Below are 24817 nucleotides of genomic sequence, written 5' to 3'. Positions count from 1 at the left end.
AGTTCTTAATTTTTTTATTTTTCAAAGACTGTTTGTTTGTCTACTGGTGTTTCTAGAGCTTTTAATGCTCTCTCTACCAAATGATATCTTAATTCAAACTCATCCTTAGCATCTAATGATGGATTTCCAAGTGGATGAGGTATTGCTATTGTAGGAACTATTCTATTTGCTCCTACTGTTAAAGATATTGGAACTACTGTACACATGTGAACTATTGGAAGTCCAGCACGCTCAATTTCTTTTACCATTGTTGCACCGCAACGTGTACAAGTTCCTCAAGTAGACGTTAATATAACTGCATCAACTCCGTCAGCTATTAATTCTTTAGCTATGTTCTCCCCAAACTTTTTGGCAGAAGCAACAGCTGTTCCATTTCCAACGGTGGAATAATAATATCTATGAAGAGAGCCTATTTTTCCTTCCTTCTCCATCTTTCTTAAAACATCCACTGGTAGAACTCTATCTGAATCAGCATTAGCATAAGTTGGATCATATCCTCCATGTGCTGTTTCATTAGTTTCATCTGTTAAGTTTTCAATTCCCTCTATGTCATACTTTCCAAACTTTGAAGCACTTGATGATTCGATATGATCTGGGTTTCCTTTTGGAACTATACCACCAGATGTTACTATAGCTATCTTTGCCTTTGCAACATCTGCTACTGGAGCAACAGGATCTACTCTATCAAATACAGGCATTTTAAATTCTGTAACAAATTTTTCTCCACTTATTTTCTTTATAAGCATATCAACAGCTCTTTTTGAGCCTCTTTCTTCATGGAAATAATTTTTTCTTATTCCTCTTTCTATAAAATGTTCTTCTTCAGGTGATCCTATTTCTTCACCTTTAGCAAGTTTTAATGCCAAGTTTACTATTTTAGGAAGAGCATCTCTCATACCAGCAGCACTATTTTTAGTTTCTACTATATATATGTCTTTTTTATATAGATCCACCCCTGGGTTTTCAATATACATAGCTGAAATTACTGGTATATTCAACTTTTCTGAAACTTCTTTAGCTATAGAACCACAAGCAACACCATATCTTCCAGCATTAAATGCAGGTCCTGCTATAAACAAATCTGGATTGTACTTTTTAATCATATCTAATACTGCAGCCTTAGCCTCTTTTTCATTTTCGTTATAATAAGAATCACCGCACACTACTGTAGCGACAATTTCAGCATCACCTTTTTTTAACAATCCATTAAGCCCCATTCCAGGACCTACAAAACCTTCCCTAATTTCTGGCTTTACATCTGCTTTTTCTTCTCCACCTATGCCGCCATAAAACTGATTTATATAATGAACAACTTTAAGCATCTAATATTCCCCTCCTTTTTAGGACTTTCACATATTTAAACTATTTTTTTATTAAAAATGAATCATTTCTATTAATTAAAATTTTGAATACTGTTCTCTTATGGTTTTAACTTCTCCAATAATAGCATCTACATCAAGAACCATCTCCATCATTCCGCACTGCTCATCATAAACAGCAGCATCACATTCATCTTTTATTTCTGGTTCAACCATATGGTAAACTGCCAAACCTAATTCTACTCCAGCAAGTGGGCCTGCAAATGTTGGGTCTCCAGCACTTACTGTTTCTGCTGAAAGTCCTGAAGCTTCTGCTTCTGCTCCCCCGATTACTACAACTACATTTTCTGCACCATGTTTTTCAGTTAAATCTTTTACTCTTTGTTGGATCTCCAGATCCATAGCACCTGCGGCTGTTCAAACAAAGCATTCTGTTGATGCAAAAATAACCTCTGCTCCAGCTGATTTAACACAAGCTTCAATAGCTGGTCCTGGTATTCCATCTCTATCTCCTACTGCTATAACTTTTTTTCCTTGTAACATATATAATCACCCTTCTTTCAAAAATTTTATAATAAAGCCTGTAACTAAAATTAATAATTTTTAAAATTTAGAATCCTTTAGCTGTTAATTTATTAAATCCAACTTCACTGGTAGCTCCAGTTATAACTTGAATTTCAGCTTCTATAGAACCATCTTCTCTTAAACTTCCTACATGTCCTCCAGCTATTACATTTGCTGCTTCTGGATGTCCTATTAACTTTTTCATTGGTGGTAATACAACAACTTCATTAGCATTTCCTCCAGTAACTACTGCATCACCTTTTGGTGTTGAATCAGCTAATGATTGTGAACTTCCATCTTGTCCTGCATATTCATCTGTAATTAATACAGTTTTCACACCCAAATCGCTTATCTTGTTGCAATTCATAACTAAATCTGCATCTGGATTACCAAATCCTTCTTCTGATATAATTACTGCATCAGCTCCTAAATATTCTACTAACTTAGCAGTATAGTTTGAGGATCTTTCCTTATCTGCAAGATAAACATTCTCATTTGTTATAATACAACCTAAGAAATTATAATCTTTTCCATGATGCTCATATAAGTCTTCAATTACTGGATGATTCATATGAACATAACTTGGATTCTTATCACAAGCAGATACACAGTTTCCACTTACAATAGCTCCATCAAACATTTCTGTTGGATATATGAATGTTGGTATTATCTTCTTTGCATCTACTCCATAAACATATGTGTCATGTAAAAGTCCTTGGCTTTGGAGCATATAAACATATATTACCTTTGGAAGATTAGGATATTGTTTAACCTGTTCTAATAATGGTAATGTTTCATAAGTTTTAATTTCATCTGGTTTTATATCTTTTCCAGCTTTTCCAATATAAGTAGCAGCTTTAAATCCAACCATTCTTACTGCTTCTTCATGCTCATGCTGTTTAACCCCTTCTTTTGGTTCACAAGTTATTACTAAATTATTTGTCTTTGAAAATGGAGTATATTTTGCTCCCTCTCCACTCATATCTATAATACCTTCCTGGAATCCAACTATTTTTCCAGTAGTTACTACAGCTGCACCCTTTAGTACATGAGTTCTTCCTGAACCAACCATATCTACTTTGCTTATAAATCCTGGGAATATTCCACCTTTGCCTTCTACCTTAACTCTTGGCTCAATAACATCTTTTACAGGTATTATTCTTGTTTCTTCACCTGGTTTTGCAATATCAAACTCAATGCTTTTAAGTCTTTCATCTCCACCTACTTCTTTTAATAGTTCTTCTTTGTTTATATAAAGAATTCCACTTTCAACTTTTGTTTCAGCTCCAAATTGAATGTCCTTTACATAAATTTTTCCAACTTCTAAACGCAAAGTATTCACCTCCAAATTTATTTCAATAGGTACAAAATTGCCTATTGTTATCAATAATACTGATTGTTACAAATGTTAACTATTTTAATTTTTAATAGTATTAAAATTTACTTGTATTTTTTATTTATATATATTAGGATTTTAATGAACGTTACTTAATTTTTGACAAGGTGATGATGATTTTCATCTAAATCTTGTCTCTTTTTATTATAATGTGTCATAATATGTTTTTATAAAACTTTCCACATCTTCTAATGAAGTAATTTTATCAGCAGTAATTGTGTTTACTTTTTCTCCATTTTTATAAATTATCATTGTTGGCAGCCCTAAAACTTTTTGTCCTATGGCAAGCCTTCTTGCAGTACTTATATTTAAGCTTGAGAACTTTATTTTGTCTCCATACTTTTCTTCTAAGCCATGTACTCCTGGCATAAGTTCTTTACATATTTCACATTTATCTCCCCAAAAATCAACAAATACTGGTTTTTCAGTGTAAGTTAAAACTTCACCTTCAAAATTCTCCTTGTTTAATTCAATCATTTTTTGACCTCCTAAATATTTTATTTATGTTCTTCTAAATAACGCTCAGCGATAGTTGCTGCTATAGCACCATCTGCTGCTGCAGTTATTACCTGCCTTAATGATTTTTTTCTTACATCTCCTGCTGCAAAAACTCCAGCTACACTAGTTTGCATATCTTCATCTGTTATAATATAACCTTTTTCCATGTCTAATTTTCCTTCAAATAGAGATGATATTGGATCATATCCTACAAATACAAAGCATCCATCTACTTTTAATTCACTAGTTTCACCAGTTAATTTATTTTTTAATATAAGTTTTTCTAATATTTCATCACCTACAGCTTCTTCTATAGTTGAATTCCAAATAAAGTCTATTTTAGGATTATCAAAAGCTTTTTCTTGTAATGATTTTGCTGCTCTTAATGCATCCCTTCTATGAATTACTGTAACCTTTTCTGCAAATTTTGTAAGGTATATTGCTTCTGTTATTGCAGAGTCTCCTCCTCCTATAACAGCCACATCTAAATCTGTAAAAAAGTCAGCATCACAAGTTGCACAGTAAGAAATTCCTTTTCCTCTAAGCTCAGTTTCATTTTTAAAGCCTGAAAGTTTAGGATTTGCTCCTGTAGCTATTATTATAGTTTTAGCTTCATAAGTTTCCTTTTTACCTTTTACAACTTTTATGTTACCTTCTAAATTTACTTCTACTATTTCATCTTTAGTAAATTTTGTTCCAAAATCTTCTGCCTGTTTTTTCATTCTCTTACTTAAAGTTGTTCCTGTACATTCCTCTATGGAACCTGGATAGTTTTCCAATTCATCTGTAGTTGTTGCCTGACCTCCATATTTTGCTCTTTCAATAATTAAAGTATTCATTCTTGACCTTGCTGCATAAAGTCCTGCTGATAATCCTGCTGGTCCTCCTCCTATTATTATAGTGTCATAAATTTGTGCCATAAAATTACCTCCTACCTTTCAAAAGTTTAATACAGAAAATTCTCAATTTTAAAAATAGTTCTAACCACTAAATTATGTTAATGCATGATATATCAAATCATAATCTATAAGCTGAAAATCTTCTAATACTTGCTTAGACCAATTGGGCAATCCATAATTTTTTAAAAACTTTTCAGTAGTATGTACAGCTTCCTCTATATAACCCAAAGATTTTATATCAACTGTGCTGTCATTATCCTTAGATATAACTATTGTTCTATATGGAGTTTCATTGGGTTTTATACTGCTCATTAAAGGATGAGTTAACAATTTATGCCCTTTATGAATGTAATCTCTAACTTTTGTATAAACCTCCATAGCAGCACCTTCTATAAAATCTACTTTGTGTTTATTACTTAATTTATCTCTACTCATAGGATTATTTGTAATAATTATTACCTCTTCCATCACTTTTTACTCTCCTTTTGCCATAATTGGATATAAGCAAAGCTTTCTTTACAAAAATAAAAACAGGGGTATAAAACTTCCGTTTTATACCTCTGTCCTTTAACCTGAGAGATTTACTCCTTCGGTGCTTACGCTTCCCAGAGATTTGTCCGTTTTCGGTCCTTTTGCCTGAGAGGTTCATAATTATTACGGTAAAATAATACTTACTCCTTCGGCTATCCATTAAAGGATACTATATATTTAAAATATATAGCTAAGTAAACTCTTAAAGTAAAACTTTGTTAAGTTTTCTACTTAATCTCCCGAAAACATCATCCTAAATATATTAAGTTTTTCTATACTTCTCTTTTCAATTATCATTATATATTATAGATATATTTTTTTCTACAATTTTTGAAAACATTTTCTATTGTATTTTTTTATAGCATTCATTTTGTTTTCGGATACATAATATCCATTTTAATCCATATATTATGCAATTCTTTATAGTTGCTGACTATTATTTTATCTATTTTCAGATATATGAATAAGTAACTTCATAGTTTTATATAAATTGATATATTTTATCACATATAAAAACAACATTTATTTGCAACACTATTTACAAATAAATGTTATTTATGGGTTATCAAGTATTAACAGTAATTATTTTTTTAACAATTTTGTATTATAACTTTTTTAATGTAGATTATTTATAATAAATTATCTAATCTTTCTTACTATATTTCACCACAGGATTTCTAGCAGCTTTTACTTCATCCAATCTTTTAACTGGTGTGTTATGTGGTGCATTTATTAATATTTCAGGATTTTCTCTAGCTTCTTCAGCTATTTTTATCATGGAATCTATGAATCCATCCAAAGTTTCCTTACTTTCCGTTTCTGTAGGCTCTATCATCAATGCGCTATCGATAATTAAAGGAAAATATATTGTTGGTGGATGATATCCATAATCTAATAACCTTTTAGCTACATCAAGAGTACTAACACCTTCAGGTGCATCCTTTAAACCTGCCATTACAAATTCATGTTTACATATACTATCTATAGGCTGATTATAATAATCCTTTAATTTACTTTTTATATAATTGGCATTTAATACAGCTATGTCACTAGCTTTTTTAAGTCCTTCTGCTCCCATTGTAAGTACATAGGAATAAGCTTTTACTATAACATTAAAATTACCATAAAAACTTTTAACTTTTCCAATAGAATAAGGCCTTTCATAATTCAAAGTATATTTTTCCTCTTTCTTTTCTATAACAGGTACAGGCAAAAATTCAGCTAACCTCTCTTTTACTCCTACAGGGCCACTTCCTGGACCTCCACCTCCATGGGGTGTTGAAAATGTTTTATGAAGATTCATATGAACTACATCAAATCCCATATCTCCAGGTCTTGCTTCTCCCATAATAGCATTTAAATTTGCACCATCGTAGTAAACAAGGCCTCCAGCTTCATGCAGCATATCTGATATTAATTTAATATTTGAATCAAAAAGACCTAATGTATTTGGATTTGTTAACATTAATCCTGCTATCTCATCATTTAATACAGATTTTAAGGATTCTATATCTACAAGTCCTTTTTTATCAGATTTTACTTCAACTATAGTGAAACCAGCTACATTGGCACTGGCAGGATTTGTTCCATGTGCAGAATCAGGAACTATGATTTTTGTTCTTTTCAAATCTCCTCTTTTTCTATGATAAGATTTAATTATCATAAGTCCTGTAAGTTCTCCATGAGCACCTGCTGCTGGCTGAAGTGTAACATAATCCATACCAGATATTTCTGAAAGTTTACTGCTCAAATCATACATTATTTCAAGTGCTCCTTGTACAGTATCTTCACTTTGATATGGATGAATGTTTAAATACTGTGGGTTAGAAGCTATATCTTCATTTATTTTAGGATTGTATTTCATGGTACAAGAGCCTAAAGGATAAAAACCATTATCTACTCCATAATTCTTATTTGCAAGAAGTGTAAAATGTCTTATTACATCTGGTTCACTAACCTCTGGAAGTTCCACATCACTAGTCTTTAGCATATCTTTAGGAATTAAATTTTCAACAGCTTCACATTCTACATCACATTTAGGAAGTGTATAAGCCACTCTTCCTGGCTTTGAAACTTCAAAAATCAATTTATTATATTCTTTCATTTATACTCCCTCCATTACACTTACTAATTTATCAATCTCCTGAGCTGTCCTTTTTTCTGTTACACAGAAAAGCAGTGCATTTTTATAGGGAGCATAATTTTTACCTAAAGGATAACCTCCAAGTATTTTATTTTTTAATAATTCATCATTTATAATTGCTGGTTCCTTTTCACTTACTACTGCAAATTCCTTAAAGAAAGGTTTATTAAATAAAGGTTTAAACTTTCCTGATTTAGTGATTTTATTAAAAGCATAATGAGCTTTTTGTGTGCTTTGATAAGCTACTTCCTTAATTCCTTTTTTACCCATGGTAGTAAGATATATTGCCGCAGTCAAGGCATTTAAAGCTTCATTTGAACATATATTAGAAGTTGCTTTTTCCCTTCTTATATGCTGTTCCCTTGCTTGTAGTGTTAAAACAAAACCTCTTTTTCCATCCAAGTCCTGAGTCTGTCCTACTATTCTTCCTGGCATTTTACGCATAAGCTTTGCTTTAGTTGCCATAAAGCCAACATACGGACCTCCAAAACTCATATTGTTTCCTAAACTTTGTCCTTCACCAACTGCTATATCTGCACCTAATTCTCCTGGAGATTTTAATATACCAAGGGATATAGGGTCCACACTCATAATAAGTAATGCCTTATTGTCGTGAGTAACTTTTTCTACTTCCTTAACATCCTCTATTATTCCAAAGAAATTAGGATTTTGTAATATAACTCCTGCTGTTTTATTGTCAATAGCTGATGTTAATTTTTCTAAATCAGTAACTCCATCTGCTATACCTATTTCCACTAATTCTATATCTTTAAATTTCGTATAAGTTTCTAATACCTTTCTAGTTTCTGGATGAACAGTCTTAGATACTAATATTTTCCTCTTTCTTGTGCTATCAACTGCCATTAAAGCTGCCTCTGTACAAGCAGTTGCTCCATCATACATAGAAGCATTAGCAGCATCAAGTCCTGTAAGTTCACAAATCATACTTTGATATTCAAATATACATTGTAATGTTCCTTGGCTTATTTCTGCCTGATAAGGTGTATATGCAGTATAAAATTCTGATTTGGAAACTATATGTTTAATTAAAGCTGGAATATAATGATCATAAGCACCTGCACCTAAAAAGCAGGTAAGTTCACTTGTGCTTAAGTTTTTATTAGCTAAAGTATCCAAATATTTTGAAAGTTCTAATTCTGATAATCCCTCTGGTAAATTTAAAGATCTTTTAAGTTTTATACTTTCTGGAATATCTGAAAAAAGGTCATCTAATGAATTTAAGCCAATACTATCTAACATTTTCTTTTCATCTTCAGGAGTTACAGGTATATATGGAAACATATTATTCCTCCTTACCACACAAATCTTCATAAGTCTTGCTGTCCAATAAATCATTTAGCTGTGCTGTATCTGAAATGCTAATCATTATTATCCAGTTCTCATAAGGGTCTTCATTTACTAATTCAGGTGAATCAACCAAGTCTTCATTTACTTTAACTATTTTTCCACTTATAGGCATATATATGTCTGATGCTGCCTTTACAGATTCAACTACTCCAAAAGCTTCTTCTGCATTAAATTCAGAATCCACCTCTGGAAGTTCAACAAATACAATATCTCCTAAAGAATGTTGTGCAAAATCTGTAATACCTATATAAGCCTTATCTCCTTCAACCTTTACCCACTCATGATCCTTAGTGTACTTTAAGTTCTCTAACAATTTCATTTTTATTCCCCCTCATAAAAATTTTATTTTTTATTTGATAAAGCATAAATTTTCCTACTTAATTTAAATAAATATAAAAAAATTTTATATTTTAAACTATTTTTTATAATTTTTTTTATAAAACTTTTTATCTATTATTTCAGCCTTAGCTCCTTTGTTTCTAATAATAATTTCTATTTCTTTTCCCAAAGCTGCATAATCTGATTTTATAAGAGCAAGACCTATATTTTTATTTAAAGAAGGCGATTTATATCCTGTAGTAACAAAACCAATTTCTTCACCATTCACTTGAACCTTATACCCATGCCTTGGAATTCCTCTATCCTTCATTTCAAATCCCGCAATTTTCCTTTTCAAACCCTGGGATTTCTGTTTCATCAATGCTTCCTTGCCTATAAATTCATCCTCATTTAACTTTACAAAAAAACCAATTCCTGCTTCCAAAGGACTTATATCTTCAGTAAGCTCATTGCCATACAAGGGTAAACATGCTTCAAACCTTAAAGTATCCCTACAACCAAGCCCTACAGGTATGAGACCATCATCTTTTCCAACCTCTAGAAGTTTAACCCATATGCTTTCCCCATCTTTAGCATTGCAAAATATTTCGAAACCATCTTCACCTGTGTAACCTGTTCTTGATATCATACAATCAACATTATTAACTTTTACATTTCTTTCACAGTAAAAAAACTTTATATTTTCTAAATCTATATTTACAACCTTCTGTAATATCATCTGCGCTTTTGGACCTTGAATAGCAAATTCACAAATATCTGGAGATATGTTTATGATATCTACATCTAAATTATCTTTATGATCCATCATCCATTTAAAATCTTTATCTATATTCCCTGCATTAATAACTAAATAAAAATAATCATCAGCATATTTATACACAAGTATGTCATCTACTGTTCCCCCATTTTCATAACACATTGGACTATAAAGTGCCTGATTATTCTCCAATGTAGAAGCATCATTAGTGATTATGTTTTGTACAAATTTTAAAGCATCTTTACCCTTAACTTCTACTTCTCCCATGTGTGATACATCAAAAATACCTGCTGCACTTCGTACTGCTTCATGTTCAGCAATTATACCTTGATACTGAACTGGAAGTGCCCATCCTGCAAAATCTATAATTTTGCCTCCATACCTTGGATAGACATCAAACAATGGTGTTTTTTTCAAATCCCCCATAATTAATCCCTCCTTGAATTATATATAAAAAAAGACATAATGATACTTCTATCATCATGTCTCTGTTTAACACTGTTAGTTATGTAATACAATCTTAGGAAAATATATACTCACTATTCAGAGTTCCATCCAGTATAAATCCCTTTGCCTGAGAGTTTTTATAAAAATACTTCTTTTTTATATTTCCCCGACGGCTACCCACTTAAGGATATCTCTTTATACTTTCATCTGTCTTTATTTAATTATAAGTAAAATTTATAACTTCTATTACATTATATTATACACCTGTACTTTTTTCAATAGCTTTTAACTTATTTGTTATAAATTTGAAGTTTAGTTTTTTAATTAAAAATCTTCTATGAAAAATACACCACAAGCACCTGCTCCTGCATATACTCCAACTACACATCCTACTTCACATTCAATAAACTTATTATTTTTTTCTTTCAAATCTTCTCTTAGGTTATCTAAAATATCTTTATTTTCTACATGCAAAAGTACAGAGGTTTCCCCCTGCTTTATACCTTTTTTATCTAAATAATCTAGTATAAATCTTATAGCTTTTTTACTTCCTCTTACTTTATCTATTACAATTAATTCTCCATTTTCTATAGAAATTATGGGTTTTATTCCTAAAATATTTGCTATGGTCCCTGCAGTTTTAGATATTCTACCACCTTTAATAAGATTGTCCATTGTCCCAAATGCCAATACACTTTTTACATGGGGAATTAAATTTTTAATTTCTGTTTCTATATCATATATTCCTAAACCTTTTTCTTTTAATTCGGCTGACTTCATAACTAAAATTCCAAGACCTGATGTAACATTAAAACTATCTATTACTACTATATCTTCTGTTTCTAATGTATCTTTAGCTATACAAGCTGATTGATACGTACCACTTAACTTTGATGAGATATGTATGGATACTATCTTATATCCTTGATCAAGATACTTTTTATAACATTCCATAAATCTTTGTGGATTTACCTGTGCTGTTGTTGGAAAATCTTTATTTCCATCCATTTTGGATAACAGTGTATGTAAATTTATGCCTACACCATCTTGATAAGTTTCTTCACCAAAACTAACAAGGAGTGGAAGTACTTCAATATCATATTTTTCTACTATATTTAATGGCAGATCTGATGTACTATCCGTTATTATCTTTATTTTTTCCATACCTTAACTTCCTCCTACTTCATGGTTGGAAAATCCATTTGTCTTAATGCCTCATATGCAACAATAGCTACTGTATTAGATAAATTTAATGATCGAGTTGTAGTATTTATCATAGGTACTCTTATACATCTTTTAGGATCACTTTCTCTTACACTATCTGGAAGCCCACAAGATTCTCTGCCAAATACAATAAAATCGCCTTCTTTAAATTCTACTTCATGATAAAAATTATCACCATGTGTAGTAGAAAAATAGAAAGTTGAATCCTTATATTTTTCTCTTAATTCTTCATATGATTCATAAACTTCAAGATCTAGGTATTTCCAATAATCCAATCCTGCTCTTTTTAAATGTTTTTCATCTAAACTAAAACCTAAAGGTTTTATTAAATGAAGTTTACAGTTTGTAAGTACACAAGTTCTTGCTATATTACCTGTATTTTGTGGTATTTCTGGTTGAAATAGTACTATATTTAAATTCAAAACATCACCCAACTTTATACAGCATGATTTAAGTTACATTTACTCTAAGCTGCAAATTGGGCTTACACCTACCTTTCACTTTTAAAGTTATAACATTTTTTAGTTGAAAACAAATAGTGGATAGTTAGAAAAGTCATCCTAGACTTATTAATTTCTCTACTATCCAATATTAATTACGAATTACTTTATAATTTATTTAAATAATTAAAGCTTAATAGCCTTATACAATTATAAATTACATAAATATATTATCTCATAATAACACAAGAACAAAAAGGTGTAAATATAATACTTCATTTTATGTTAACATTTTCTAAAAGCTTTTTATGAATCTGAACTTTGCTTTAAATATTTTATTATACCGTTAGATATGTTTTCAGATAACCTTTTTAAAACCTCATCTTTAGATAGCTTGTCCCTATCTTCATTGTTAGTTATAAAGCCACATTCTACTAAAGCACAAGGTATTTTACTATATCTCAATATTGCAACATTCTGCTTTTTTATACCCTTGCTTTCCCAGTTATCACTTTTTACAGCTTCTTTCTCTAAAGTATTTGCCAATTTTATTCTTTCATCCTTTTCATAACCTTGCACATCATAATACAAGGTAGTTATTCCTTTAAAATTTGCATCACTAATGGAATTTACATGGATAGATACAAATACAGTTCCAGATGATGCATTTACTCTTCTTCCAATTTCCTTTAAAGGTATAAGTTCATCCTTATTTCTTGTAAGAACTACTGTATATCCTTTGCTTTTCAAATATGCTTCTGCATATTTAACCATTTTTAAAGTTAAGTTTTTTTCATACAAATTTTTATAGCTTGTACCATTATCAATTCCACCATGCCCTGCATCTAACACTATTACATCTTTGCTTATATTCTGATTCACCTTAGTATCAGTTGATTTTTTTGTTTCACCTTTGTCTACAGCCATTACTACAGGTTGAACTTGTGCTAATTTGCCCTTATTCACATTTATTACAGTTTTACCAAATAATAACATTAATAAAGTAAAAAAAATACAAGAAAATGTGAACCTTTTTCTATTTGCAATTCTCATGTTTTAATCTCCTTATACTTTTTAATTCATAATTATAAATTAGGTATCAAGTATTTATATTATAGCATCTATTGTTAAATTATTCCATTAATTTAGTAATAAATTTATGCATTGGATAAAAATAACTTATTACTTATAAATTTTTCTAAAAAACTGCTGGCAAAATACTTTTGTCAGCAGCCTAAAATAGTAATGAAAAACCATCATTTAAATTATTTATGTTTTGAATCTCTTTCTAAAAACTTTAAAAGCACTTCTGTACGTTCTCTTTGTTTCTTTTCCAAAAAGTCTGGTGTCCAATTATAAAATCCTTGTCCACTCTTACTTCCTAAGTCTCCAGCTTCAATCTTTTGCTGCATTAATTTGGAAGGCTTTGTATAATTACATAAATCTTCAAATAAATATGTAGATACGTTATGGAATATATCTAAGCCTCCTAAATCTGCGCTGCACAATGGACCTGTAACCGGCAACCTTCTTCCATGTCCATATTCCATAGCTTTATCTACTTCTTCTGGTTTTGCCCATCCCTGTTCTACTATATATAAAGCCTCTCTAAGAAGTGCAAGCTGAAGTCTGTTTCCTATAAATCCTAAACATTCCTTTTCCATACGAACAGCTTTTTTGCCTATAAATTCAACCCATTCCATGGCCATTTTCATTGTATCTTGTGATGTTTTTTCCCCAGGTACTACTTCTACTAAGGGAATTAACTGTGGTGGATTCCAAAAGTGAGCAACTACTACTCTTTCAGGGTATTTTGTATTTTTAGCTATAGCTGTTGGACTAAGTCCTGAAGTATTAGTAGCTAAAACTACCTCTTTGGGACAAATTTCATCTAATTGTCTAAATATATCCTGCTTTAGCTCTAGATTTTCAGCTAAAGATTCTATTACAAAATCAACATCTTTAACAGCTTCTTGAATAGTCTTAACACCTTTTATTTTACTTAAAATTTCCTCATATTTTTCATTTGACATTTTTACTTCAGCCTTTAAAAGGTTTAAACTATCTTTTATGTGATTAAATCCTCTTTCTAAACTTGCATCAGACCTACCATACATAACTACATTTAATCCTACTCTTGCTGAAAGTAATGCTATACCATGTCCCATAGTTCCTGTGCCTAAAACCGCTATTTTTTTAATTTTCATTGTTCATTATCCTCCCCAACATATAAATTACTTGTTTATATATACTATATCAGTTATCTTTTGCAATTTTTAAACCCTTTATAATCACCTCTTACGTTACACTTTACATAGCAAAACTCTGCCAATGTTTTATTGAATTTTAAATTTATATTAAAAAGCTGTGAAATTAAGATATTATTCTTAAATTTCACAGCTTTGTAAAGTAAAATTTCATGTCATGTATAAAAGTTCAAATATACTTCTTTAGTTATTGAGCATTTCTGAATATAACAAAATAGTTTCCTGAAGCATTATTAATTTTACTAACGTCGCTAGTAGCTACTGTAAGACTTGACATATAATTAATCCAATATAATCTTTTTTCACTAAATTCCTTTATTATATTTTTTAAATATATATTTAATATGTAATCATCCATTAATTTCACATGTTTCATGGTGCGGGTAACAGGATTCGAACCTGCATGATTTCTCACTAGAACCTGAATCTAGCGCGTCTGCCATTTCGCCATACCCGCTCACATGTTTAACATAACAACCTCATTTTACCATATATGAATATTTTATGTCAATTTAAAAACATTTACTAGGTTAAAAGTATTTCACTTATCAAAATGTCATAAATTAAAAATGCCACAAAATTATTTATAGCTACATAAATAATTTTGTGACACCCTTTAATTTTTAGGAGCACTTGGTGCAGTACTTGGCTGAGCAGCAGCTGGTGTTGCTGGTGCTGGTACTACTGGTTGACCAGCTGGTGGAGTTTCTGGTTTTTTAGTTCCTCTTTTTATTATTCCTTCTACTGGCTCATAATAATCATCTGCAATTGTTTCTTGGCTAATTAATTTTCCATTTTGTGTTGTAGTTTTTGTTACTTTAACCTTATAACCTGTTGAAGAAGGTTTTTCCACTTCCGTTTTTCCTTCTGGTAGAGTAGAATCATCTTGATATTTGATATTTGGTTCTACTGTTTGATAAACATCTGAAGTTATCTCTGTTACTATACCTGCTAAAGAATTATTGGAATATACGTTAAATGCAACAACTCCTCCTGAAGAATCTCCTTCTATGTATATAGGATATTTCAATGTATTTTTAAACTTATAATCTAGACTGCCATAATCTACTGTAGCATCCATACCTAATTTTACATAATGAGATGGTAATGAGTGATGAGTTCTCTCTACTGATTTTATATTTGCTCTAATCACCGCATTATATAAAGTACTGGAAACTTGGCATATTCCTCCGCCAAGACCCGAATCCACCTTATCTCCTATGATTACAGGTGCAGCTTGATACCCTCTTTCTGCAGTTCTCTCTCCTACTATGTCATTAAAGCTAAAAGTATCACCTGGCATAAGTATTTTTCCATTTATACTTTTTGTGGCTAAAACTATGTTATTTTCCCTTTCAGGTGAAGATATACTCCCATATTCTGTACTAAATTCGCCTATTTTGTAGTTTATACTAGAAATTTTATCTGCTGTTATTTTTGCATTTACTGCTTGCATAGGAGCCTTTATATCAATATCATGATCAATTTCTCCATTTATTTTAGATGCAAGTTCTTTTTTTAGTTTATCCTTCTGAAGTGTTTCACCCTTTTTATCTGGAACTACTTTAATATTTCCTTGACTAGTATTCAAAGTTGCATCTATAGGTGCTTTATTCACTTCTTTTTCAATACCATCTATAAATTCATTTACAGGTTTATCATCATATACAAGCTTTAAATTAAACTGTTTAGTAGATGAAATTTTTATAAGTTGATATTTCTTTAATAAATTTCTATCCTTACCATAACTAAAAGCTTGATTTACAGCACCATCAATATCATATTTAGGATTTATCTTTGAAAAATCTAATGTATAAGTCCTGGCATCAGCCTTAATATTTAATTTCTTTTTTATAACTCCAACTTTATATTTTTTTTCTATAATGTTCTTAGCCTCATCTTTTGTTTTACCTGACAAATCCTGATTTTCAATTTTTACTCCTGGATATATTCTACCACTCCAAGCCTTTGCAGTATTATACTGATATATTATAAATACTATCACCCCTACCACTACTGCTGCACCAATTAGCATTTTTGATAATATGTTATTTTTTTTCATATCATCATTGCTTTTTACCATGGAATCACCTCTTAATCTGATATATAACTTACCCTAATATTTTATCAAAATAATGTAAGTTAAGCTTTTAAATAATTTTAACTAATCTTAAGGTAGAATCCATATTACGGAAGTCTTTCCTATCTTAAGTAAGTTTTATTCACACATATTTTAATTATACTATAAAAAATACTTAATTTAAATTAGTTTTTCATAGAAGAATTAGAATATAAATTAAATATTATATTTCCATTGGATATGTATGCTTGAATGTATACAGGATATTGATATATATTCTTAAACTTATAATCTATATTTCCATAATCAACTGTAGCATCCATGCCCTGTGGCACATAGTGTACCGGCATAGTATGATGTTCTCTTTCTATAGATGTCATTCCAGCTCTACTTACCGCATTGTATAACGTAGTAGATACCTGACATATTCCTCCACCTAATCCCGATTCTAGCTTATTTCCTATAATTACAGGCGCTGGTTCATACCCTCTTTCTCCTGTTCTTTCACCAACCGTATCATTAAAGCTAAATACTTCACCTGGCATAAGTATTTTTCCATTTATGCTCTTAGTAGCTAATGCTATATTATTAGCTCTTTGTGATGAAGATGATGCAAAATTAGTAGAGTATGTCCCTATTAACGAATTTATACTTTTTAAGGAATCTCCTTTTATATTCGCAGGTATTTGTTTAACAAGTGCATTAACATTAACATTCTGCCCTATGCTTCCACTTATTTTACTTAAAGTTTCTTTTTCTAACTTTTCTTTTTCTAACTTTTTTCCATTCACTTCAGGAATTACATTTAAATTGCCATTATCTATTCCTAATGATGCATTAACAGGATCTTTATTAACTTCTGATTGAATATTACTAACTAACTCTTTTACTGGTTTTTCATCATAAGAAAATTTCAAATCAAAATTTTCATCTTTATTCATTTTCAACATTATAAATTGTGCAAATATATTTGAACTTTTTCCATAATTAAATGCAGTATTTACCGCATCATCAATGCTATACTTGGGAGATATTTTTGAATAATTTAAAGTATAAACTTTACCTTCTACATTTATGTTTATATTCTTTTTCACTATTTGCTCTGAAAAATCATGCTTTAGTATCTCTTTGGCCTCATCCTTAGTTTTTTCTGAAAGATTTACTCCACCTACTGTTACTCCAGGATATATTAAACCATTCCAATATTTAATGTAATTGTAATTATAGGTTACATATCCACAAGCAGCAGATAATAAAAGTATTGCAAATATCATAAACGGCACTACAAGTTTATTTTTCTTAGCTTTTTTTCTACCTCTCCTATTTCTTCTCACGGTTATCCTCCCCCACACAACTTCCCATTGTTATTATACTATAGAATTATTACTTTTTGTATTTTTATAAATTCATTATTAAAGCAAAATTTTTTAATATTGATAATACATTGCTAAAATAATAAAAAAATTTACTATTCACTTTTATAAGTCCACCAAAAATTCCAATTTAACATAATAAAATTAAAGTGTTATAATTTAATAATAAATTATTAACTCTTTTTACTTAATCATCTTATATTTGTAATGATTTTAGTACTCTAAAATTTGAATAATTATATCTTAATGGAGGAAACCTTTGAAAAATGCATGAAGTTTCTAGTATACAAAATGAAACTAAAATCAAAGTTAAATCAAATAGAATAAAAATGATATCTATAATCTTATTATCTATTACTTTTATTATATTTAACTCAGCTGGCCTATTTATAGGTAACTTGATTTATACTAAAGCCTGTCGTGAGCAAACTAGTAAAGGTGTAGCTAATTTACATGAAATATATAAAAATACCTTTGATGACAATAGGTTTTTGAAGCTTTCCAAGGAAGAGGTAATTATAAATTCTAAATATGGATATAAACTAAGTGGTACTTATATACACAATCCTGTAAAAACAGAAAATACAGTAGTAATTGTACATGGTATAAGAGGCAGCCGATGGGAATCATTGAAATATGCTGATATTTATTTAAACAAAGGATTTAATGCCGTTGTTTATGATTCTAGATTTAGTGGTGAAAGTGGCGGAAGCGACATAAGCTTTGGTTTTTATGAAAAATATGATTTAAATGAATGGATAAAGTGGGTCCATAATAAAAATCCTAATGGTATAATAGGTGTTCATGGTGAATCTATGGGTGGCGCAACTGCACTACTTCATTCAAAACTTAATGAACAAAGCAAGTTGGTTAGTTTCTATATATCTGATTGTGCCTATTCTGACCTAGGAAATCTTTTAATGTTTAGACTTAAAGAGGATTATGGAATAAAAAACAAATATCTTGAATCAATAATTGTTACATATACAAATATAATTGCTTATGTACGTTCTGGATTTACATTTTCTGAGGTATCTCCTATAAACTCCATTAAGGATGTAAAAACCCCCATAATGTTTGTACATGGAGATAGTGATAGCTTTATTCCTTTTTCAATGGGTAATGATATGTATTATATAAAACCTGGGAAAAAGGCTATATACATAGCGCCTTATAGTGGACATGCTCAATCATACCTATATAATAAGAAAGAATATACACAAAAGGTTTATGACTTTCTGAATAAAAACGTAAAATAAATACATGTTTGGAGGTTTAAAAATGGAAAATGAAATACATAAAAAACTTGGAGATAACATATGTAGTGAAGGCGAAGTCAATCTTGAAGATGTAATTGGGAAATTACTTATAGATAAAAACCTTACGGTATCTACTGCTGAATCTTGTACTGGAGGGCTAATAGCTTCTAAATTAGTAAACTATCCTGGCATCTCCTCCGTATTTATGGAAGGTGCAGTAACTTATAGTAATGAAGCTAAAATGAATAGAATAAATGTAAGTAAAGAAACTTTAGATAAATTTGGTGCAGTAAGTAAAGAAACAGCTGCGGAAATGGCAGAAGGTATTGCAAAAACTTCTGGCACCAATATAGGATTGTCTACTACGGGCATTGCAGGTCCTGGAGGTGGAACAAAAGAAAAGCCTGTGGGATTAGTTTATATAGGAATTTATATAAATGGAAAAATTAAGGTAAAAAAACTCCTATGTGATGGAGATAGGCAAACGGTTAGAACACAAGCTACCATAACAGCCCTAGATTTACTAAGAAGAGAACTATTGATACACTAATAAAGCTATAGCAATAAAAAATAAAGCTAGAAGGTATTTTTATTTACCTTCTAGCTTTATTCAAATTAACTATATTAGATTCTTGCTACTTTCATTTCTCTAGCTATTCTTTTTACTTCTTCTGCTACGGATTTACATACTCTCTTATCAAAAGCATCTGGAATTATATAATCTTCTCTTAATTCCTCATCTTTTATTAAATTAGCTATTCCTCTTGCTGCTGCTAGTTTCATTTCATCATTTATAATCTTTGATCTTACTTCTAAGGCTCCCTTAAATATTCCAGGGAATACCAAAACATTGTTTATTTGATTTGGAAAATCTGAACGTCCTGTAGCAATTACTCTTATTCCAGCTTCTTTTGCAACATCTGGCATTATTTCTGGTGTTGGATTAGCCATTGCAAAAACTATACCATCTTTATTCATTGATTGAGCCATTTCCATCGTAAGTGCTCCTGCTGCTGATACACCTACAAATACATCTTTTCCTTTTATTACTTCTGCAAGAATACCTTGTTCCTTATTTCTATTTGTAACTTTAGCTATAGCTTGCTGTGCTGGATTTAATTCAGAATTTCCTTCCACTAATGCTCCATTTTTATCACACATAGTTATATTTTGAGCTCCTGCTTTTAAAAGAAGCTTACATATAGCAATACCTGCTGAGCCTGCTCCATTTATTACTATTTGAACTTCTTCAAGCTTTTTTCCTACAAGTTTTAAGGCATTATAAAGTCCTGCAAGAACTATTATAGCAGTTCCATGTTGATCATCATGAAAAACGGGTATATCAAGTTCTTTTTTCAACTTTTCTTCTATGTAAAAGCACTCTGGTGCTTTTATGTCCTCAAGATTTATTCCTCCAAAAGTAGGTGCCATTGCTTTTACAATATTCACTATTTCATCTGGATCTTTACTATCTAAGCATATAGGGAATGCATCTATACCACCGAATTCTTTAAATAATAAAGCCTTTCCTTCCATGACAGGCAGTCCTGCTGCTGCACCTATGTTACCTAAACCAAGCACCGCACTTCCATTAGTTACTACAGCTACAGTATTAACTTTCATAGTATAATCATAGGCAGCATCTTCATTTTCAGCTATTTTAAGACAAGGTTCTGCAACACCTGGGGTATATGCTATTGATAAATCCTCCTTAGTTTTTAACTGAACCTTGCTCTTTACTTCTAATTTTCCTCTGTTTGCTTTGTGCATTTCCAATGCTTTTTCTTTAATGTTCATTTTATGTTACTCCTCTCAGATTTAAAATTTATAAAAATAGCTTTATTGCCCTTAAGCACTTGTGTCTCCTCCACTAAAATACTCACAGTAAGGTGCCAACGGACATTTTTCACAATCTGGTTTTCTAGATTTGCAAATAAGTCTTCCGTGCCATATCAGATAATGGTGAGTATCACTCCACATATCTCTTGGAACATTTTTCATAAGTCCCTTTTCTACTTGTTCTGGAGTATCTCCCTTTGCAATTCCAAGTCTGTTAGATACCCTAAACACATGAGTATCTACAGCTATGGCTGGTACTCCAAATGCATTAGATAAAACTACATTAGCAGTTTTTCTCCCCACTCCTGGAAGCTTTAAGAGTTCTTCCATGGTATCTGGTACTTTTCCCCCATTTTCTAAAATAGCTTTAGTAGCACCTAATATGTTCTTACTTTTATTCTTATAAAAACCACAGCTTCTAATTTTCTCTGATAATTCTTCTTCTGTTAAAGTTATCATTGTTTCAGGAGTATTATATTTTTCATATAATTTTTCTGTTACCATGTTTACTCTTACATCAGTACATTGTGCTGATAATATGGTAGAAATAAGTAATTCATATGGTGATTTAAAATTAAGTGCACACTTTGCATCAGGATATGTTTTACTTAATATTTCTAAAATTTTATTTACATTTTTTTTATTCATCTCTATCACCTACACTTAGTGAATTTTGTGAAAAAATAATCTATGTCTTTAATAACTTAAAGATATAGATTATTCATCTTAACGATAGACGCCCCTATAAGACTCAGGAAGGAGTTCTGCAATTTTCTTCATCATAAAACTTACAGATCTTTCTTCATAAGCATGTTTATCTTCGTTTTCCATCTTTTCTGGAACTTCTATTTTTTTTCCTATATTTAATGTAACTTTAGCATAGTTAAATTTCTCTGATCCCATATCTTTTTGTATAGGTAATAATTTTTCTGTTCCGTGGATTCCTAAAGGTATTATAGATGCCTTACTTAGTTTTTGTACTAAAAAAACACCCCTCTTAGCTTCTATCAGAGTAGAAGTTCTGCTTCTGGTTCCCTCAGGAAATATAAGTACATTATTACCTGCTTTTAAAGTCTTTACGATTTTAGATATAGAATCTTTATCTGCTGTATTAGGCTTTATAGGTATAGTTTTAGTCATGCTCATTCCTAAATTCGTTAAAGGATTTTTTGAAAGCTTTATGCCTGCTACAAAAGTTATATCCTCTTCTTTAAGGAATTTGTTTATAACTAGTGCATCCGAATTACTCAAATGATTACATATAAATAATATAGGTCTTTTTACATCTTTCAAATTTTCCATGCCGTTAATTTGAACATTTGCATATTTTTCAACATAGCCATATATCAGCTTTTTACATAAACATTCTAAAAGTCCTTTAGGAAGATAGCTTATAATTTTAGCCATTCCAGGAGAAATCATAATAAAGTCCACCTTTCATATTATCTATATACTATAAATTATAGTTTGAAATGGTATAAAAGTCTATTATAATAATTCTTTACATAAGGAGAATTAATTTCTTCTATATTTATATTCTTCTTCATACCTATTATATTAATTAATGCATTCCTTTGCAGTACATTTTTCCCTCTCCATCCACAGGAACTTTTTGAATACTTGTTTAAAAAGATTCTTTTATCTATATTTGCCAATTCTTCTAAATTTATTACCTCCATAAAATCATAGGGTCTAAATTCTTCTATATTAGAAAAGCTAGCTTTTTTATTAAAAGGACATATTCTCTGGCAAGTATCACATCCAAAAATTCTTCCTTTTAATTTATCAAACCACTGATCATCTATTTCTTTTTTCTGGCTAATATATGAAAGACATATATTACAATTATTTTCTTCTCTTATAGCTCCTGTAGGACATGACTTTTGGCATAAATCACAGCCTTCACATTTGCACTCCATAGGTTTATCTTCTTCTATTGGTATATTTGTTATTATTTCTCCCAAAAATACATAAGACCCATATTTCTCTGTAATAATCATATTATTTTTTCCTACAAATCCTATACCGCAAAGTTTAGCTATATACCTTTCTGGTAAGGAATTGCTATCCACAAAATAAACAGCCTTACCTGACATTTCCCTTTCTATGAAGCTGCATATCTTTTTCAAATACTCAGATACTACTACATGGTAATCCCTTCCCTGAGTATATTTAGAGAAATTGACTTCCTGTTGAAAATTATCATTAAAAAGATATGGAAATGCAATAGAAATTATAGCTTTTCCATCTTCCATATACATAAATGGATTAATCTTTTTATTTATATCTTTCTCTTCAAATTCATTAATTAATGACATACTTTCTCTATATTCAAAATAATGCTTTAGCTCTTCAAAAACTCTACATTTTGTAAATCCTACTGTATCTAATCCTATATCCTTACAATAGTTTATAATCATGCTTTTATAATTCAAATATTAACACATCCTTTTTGCTCAATATAATAGAGTACAGATAAATCTGTACTCTATTATTATATTACCATTTCATTATATATCTTTTTTCTTTGTCCTTGGTAGTCTTTTATTTCTATTATAGGATTAACCTTATTATATATGACTCTAGCTGGTATTCCAACTGCTGTTGTATTTGAAGGAACATTTTTTAGCACCACTGAGTTAGCTCCTATTTTTACATTATCTCCAATAGTTATAGGTCCCAAAATCTTAGCTCCTGCTCCTATTGTAACATTACTTCCTACTGTAGGATGTCTTTTCCCTTTATCTTTGCCTGTTCCCCCTAAGGTTACTCCGTGGTAAAGGGTAACATTATCACCTACCTCAGCAGTTTCTCCTATAACTACACCCATTCCATGATCTATAAACATTCCTTTTCCGATTTGAGCTCCAGGGTGTATTTCTATCCCAGTAAAAAACCTAGATAACTGTGATATTAGTCTAGCCATGAAGAAAAACTTCCTCTTATATAAAAAGTGAGCCATCCTATGGTGTATAAAAGCATGAATACATGGATAAAGTATAAATACTTCTACTGGATTTCTTGCTGCCGGATCATTCTTCATGGCACTTTCTAAATCATATTTTAGCGATTTAAATGGATTCACTTTTAACACACTCCTTTTTTAATAAAGCCCCATGGATAGATATTTTTCTCCTCCATCTGGTGCAACAGTAACTACTTTCTTACCTTTTCCTAACTTCTTAGCAAGCTTTATAGCTGCTGCTATATTTGCTCCTGAAGATATACCTACTAAAATTCCCTCTTCTCTTGCCATAAGCCTTGCATATTCAAAGGCTTCCTCATCAGATATAGTCATAACCTCATCTACAAATTCTTTTTTATAAATATCTGGAACAAAGCCAGCTCCTATTCCTTGTATCTTGTGTGGAGATGCTTGACCTCCTGATATTACAGGTGATTTTTCAGGCTCTACTGCAATTATTTTTATAGCTTTATCTATTTCCTTTAATCTTTTTCCTACCCCTATTAAAGTTCCACCTGTGCCTACACCAGCAGTGAATACATCTACACTATTTAAATCCTTAATTATTTCATCTGCAGTAGTTTCATAATGCTTTAATGGATTTGCTTCATTCATAAATTGTTGAGGTATATAATATCCTTCTTTTCCCTCAACTATTTCTGATGCTTTTTCTATAGCACCTTTCATTCCCTTAGCTCCTTCTGTAAGAACAAGCTCTGCCCCATAAGCCTTTATAGTATTTCTTCTTTCTACGCTCATAGTTTCAGGCATTACAATTATAACCTTATAACCTTTTAATTTACCTATCATTGCAAGTCCAATTCCCATATTTCCACTGGTAGGTTCAACTATAGTGTCCCCTTTTTTTATAAGCCCTTCTTTCTCTGCTTTTTCTATCATACCTAATGCTGCTCTGTCCTTAATGCTTGCTCCTGGATTGAATTTTTCAAGCTTTACATATACCTCTGCTGCATTTTCGTCAATTATATTATTAAGTTTAAATAAAGGTGTTCCACCTATCATTTCTATTGCATTATTATAAATCATTTTTTTACCCCCACTAATTTTATTTTTATTTTTTTACTTATCTGTTCTAAATTTACATTAAA

24 protein-coding genes, 1 tRNA gene, 1 pseudogene and 2 riboswitches are annotated in these 24817 nt (G+C 30.6%); of the genes and pseudogenes, 2 read left to right on the top strand and 24 right to left on the bottom strand.

The genetic code is table 11. From position 1 onward, the window contains the following. Nucleotides 1-14: 14 nt before the first annotated feature. The 18 genes from grdB to Ccar_RS22075 form a co-directional block, all read right to left on the bottom strand. Nucleotides 15-1322, bottom strand: a complete 1308-nt coding sequence (gene grdB, locus Ccar_RS22165) for a glycine reductase complex selenoprotein B (RefSeq protein WP_081449291.1) — start codon at nt 1320-1322, stop codon at nt 15-17. Between the two features lie 75 nt (nt 1323-1397). Then, entirely contained in the window at nt 1398-1862 is a 465-nt protein-coding gene (grdA, locus tag Ccar_RS22160; RefSeq protein ID WP_081449292.1) for a glycine/sarcosine/betaine reductase complex selenoprotein A, read from the bottom strand. Nucleotides 1863-1929: 67 nt separating this feature from the next. Continuing rightward, nucleotides 1930-3216 carry a glycine/sarcosine/betaine reductase component B subunit gene (locus Ccar_RS22150; RefSeq protein WP_007060569.1) on the bottom strand — a complete coding sequence of 429 codons (1287 nt, stop codon included), beginning with the start codon at nt 3214-3216 and terminating at the stop codon, nt 1930-1932. Nucleotides 3217-3423: 207 nt separating this feature from the next. Then, the gene (gene trxA / locus Ccar_RS22145; protein ID WP_007060570.1) at nt 3424-3756 is read right to left on the bottom strand and encodes a thioredoxin TrxA; all 333 of its coding nucleotides are present in this window, start codon (nt 3754-3756) and stop codon (nt 3424-3426) included. 20 nt (nt 3757-3776) lie between these two features. Next, nucleotides 3777-4697, bottom strand: a complete 921-nt coding sequence (gene trxB, locus Ccar_RS22140; protein WP_007060571.1) for a thioredoxin-disulfide reductase — start codon at nt 4695-4697, stop codon at nt 3777-3779. Nucleotides 4698-4769: 72 nt separating this feature from the next. Further along, a complete protein-coding gene (locus tag Ccar_RS22135) occupies nt 4770-5147 on the bottom strand; it encodes a GrdX family protein (protein WP_179945228.1) in 378 nt (125 codons plus the stop codon). A 143-nt stretch (nt 5148-5290) separates the two neighbouring features. Beyond that, nucleotides 5291-5459: riboswitch (glycine riboswitch) on the bottom strand. Nucleotides 5460-5850: 391 nt separating this feature from the next. Beyond that, the gene (gene gcvPB / locus Ccar_RS22130; protein ID WP_007060573.1) at nt 5851-7311 is read right to left on the bottom strand and encodes an aminomethyl-transferring glycine dehydrogenase subunit GcvPB; all 1461 of its coding nucleotides are present in this window, start codon (nt 7309-7311) and stop codon (nt 5851-5853) included. After that, the gene (gene gcvPA, locus Ccar_RS22125; protein WP_007060574.1) at nt 7312-8652 is read right to left on the bottom strand and encodes an aminomethyl-transferring glycine dehydrogenase subunit GcvPA; all 1341 of its coding nucleotides are present in this window, start codon (nt 8650-8652) and stop codon (nt 7312-7314) included. It abuts the gene before it with no gap. A gap of 1 nt (nt 8653) precedes the next feature. Further along, nucleotides 8654-9037, bottom strand: coding sequence for a glycine cleavage system protein GcvH (gene gcvH, locus Ccar_RS22120; RefSeq protein WP_007060575.1), 384 nt, complete (start codon nt 9035-9037; stop codon nt 8654-8656). A 96-nt stretch (nt 9038-9133) separates the two neighbouring features. Then, on the bottom strand, nt 9134-10240 hold the full coding sequence (gene gcvT / locus Ccar_RS22115) for a glycine cleavage system aminomethyltransferase GcvT (protein ID WP_048030437.1): 1107 nt from the start codon (nt 10238-10240) through the stop codon (nt 9134-9136). Nucleotides 10241-10366: 126 nt separating this feature from the next. Next, nucleotides 10367-10468: riboswitch (glycine riboswitch) on the bottom strand. A gap of 117 nt (nt 10469-10585) precedes the next feature. Next, nucleotides 10586-11425 carry a DegV family protein gene (locus Ccar_RS22110; protein ID WP_007063751.1) on the bottom strand — a complete coding sequence of 280 codons (840 nt, stop codon included), beginning with the start codon at nt 11423-11425 and terminating at the stop codon, nt 10586-10588. Between the two features lie 14 nt (nt 11426-11439). Continuing rightward, complete coding sequence (locus tag Ccar_RS22105; protein WP_007064564.1) at nt 11440-11907, bottom strand: tRNA (cytidine(34)-2'-O)-methyltransferase; 468 nt, start codon at nt 11905-11907, stop codon at nt 11440-11442. A 324-nt stretch (nt 11908-12231) separates the two neighbouring features. Then, nucleotides 12232-12978: an N-acetylmuramoyl-L-alanine amidase family protein gene (locus Ccar_RS22100; RefSeq protein WP_007063753.1), complete on the bottom strand. Its 747-nt coding sequence runs from the start codon at nt 12976-12978 to the stop codon at nt 12232-12234. A gap of 212 nt (nt 12979-13190) precedes the next feature. After that, nucleotides 13191-14132: a 3-hydroxyacyl-CoA dehydrogenase family protein gene (locus Ccar_RS22095; RefSeq protein ID WP_007063754.1), complete on the bottom strand. Its 942-nt coding sequence runs from the start codon at nt 14130-14132 to the stop codon at nt 13191-13193. 247 nt (nt 14133-14379) lie between these two features. Then, nucleotides 14380-14550, bottom strand: a complete 171-nt coding sequence (locus Ccar_RS26915; RefSeq protein WP_007064565.1) for a hypothetical protein — start codon at nt 14548-14550, stop codon at nt 14380-14382. A gap of 17 nt (nt 14551-14567) precedes the next feature. After that, nucleotides 14568-14649: transfer RNA gene (locus Ccar_RS22085), tRNA-Leu, on the bottom strand. A 159-nt stretch (nt 14650-14808) separates the two neighbouring features. Further along, on the bottom strand, nt 14809-16275 hold the full coding sequence (locus Ccar_RS22080; RefSeq protein ID WP_007063755.1) for a VanW family protein: 1467 nt from the start codon (nt 16273-16275) through the stop codon (nt 14809-14811). A 182-nt stretch (nt 16276-16457) separates the two neighbouring features. Next, a complete protein-coding gene (locus Ccar_RS22075) occupies nt 16458-17606 on the bottom strand; it encodes a VanW family protein (protein WP_007063756.1) in 1149 nt (382 codons plus the stop codon). 305 nt (nt 17607-17911) lie between these two features. Here Ccar_RS22075 and Ccar_RS22070 point away from each other — a divergent pair, with 305 nt between their 5' ends. Both Ccar_RS22070 and Ccar_RS22065 read left to right on the top strand, forming a co-directional pair. Beyond that, the gene (locus tag Ccar_RS22070; RefSeq protein WP_007063757.1) at nt 17912-18904 is read left to right on the top strand and encodes an alpha/beta hydrolase; all 993 of its coding nucleotides are present in this window, start codon (nt 17912-17914) and stop codon (nt 18902-18904) included. Nucleotides 18905-18944: 40 nt separating this feature from the next. Then, nucleotides 18945-19454, top strand: a pseudogene (locus Ccar_RS22065) (nicotinamide-nucleotide amidohydrolase family protein); the annotation flags it as partial. Nucleotides 19455-19528: 74 nt separating this feature from the next. Here Ccar_RS22065 and Ccar_RS22060 read toward each other — a convergent pair. From Ccar_RS22060 to cysK, 6 genes are all read right to left on the bottom strand, one after another. Then, nucleotides 19529-20701, bottom strand: a complete 1173-nt coding sequence (locus Ccar_RS22060) for an NAD(P)-dependent malic enzyme (protein ID WP_007063759.1) — start codon at nt 20699-20701, stop codon at nt 19529-19531. A 51-nt stretch (nt 20702-20752) separates the two neighbouring features. Next, the gene (gene nth / locus Ccar_RS22055) at nt 20753-21391 is read right to left on the bottom strand and encodes an endonuclease III (RefSeq protein ID WP_007063760.1); all 639 of its coding nucleotides are present in this window, start codon (nt 21389-21391) and stop codon (nt 20753-20755) included. Nucleotides 21392-21469: 78 nt separating this feature from the next. Beyond that, a complete protein-coding gene (locus tag Ccar_RS22050) occupies nt 21470-22165 on the bottom strand; it encodes a lysophospholipid acyltransferase family protein (protein WP_007064566.1) in 696 nt (231 codons plus the stop codon). Nucleotides 22166-22203: 38 nt separating this feature from the next. Further along, nucleotides 22204-23178 (bottom strand): tRNA epoxyqueuosine(34) reductase QueG, encoded by a 975-nt coding sequence (gene queG / locus Ccar_RS22045; RefSeq protein WP_007063064.1) that lies wholly within the window; start codon nt 23176-23178, stop codon nt 22204-22206. A gap of 59 nt (nt 23179-23237) precedes the next feature. After that, the gene (gene epsC / locus Ccar_RS22040; protein ID WP_048030633.1) at nt 23238-23786 is read right to left on the bottom strand and encodes a serine O-acetyltransferase EpsC; all 549 of its coding nucleotides are present in this window, start codon (nt 23784-23786) and stop codon (nt 23238-23240) included. A 60-nt stretch (nt 23787-23846) separates the two neighbouring features. Next, nucleotides 23847-24755 (bottom strand): cysteine synthase A, encoded by a 909-nt coding sequence (gene cysK / locus Ccar_RS22035; RefSeq protein WP_007063066.1) that lies wholly within the window; start codon nt 24753-24755, stop codon nt 23847-23849. Nucleotides 24756-24817: the final 62 nt, after the last annotated feature.

The sequence above is a fragment of the Clostridium carboxidivorans P7 genome (assembly GCF_001038625.1).
Taxonomy (GTDB): domain Bacteria; phylum Bacillota; class Clostridia; order Clostridiales; family Clostridiaceae; genus Clostridium_AM; species Clostridium_AM carboxidivorans.
This window is presented reverse-complemented; position numbering and strand designations above follow the sequence as displayed.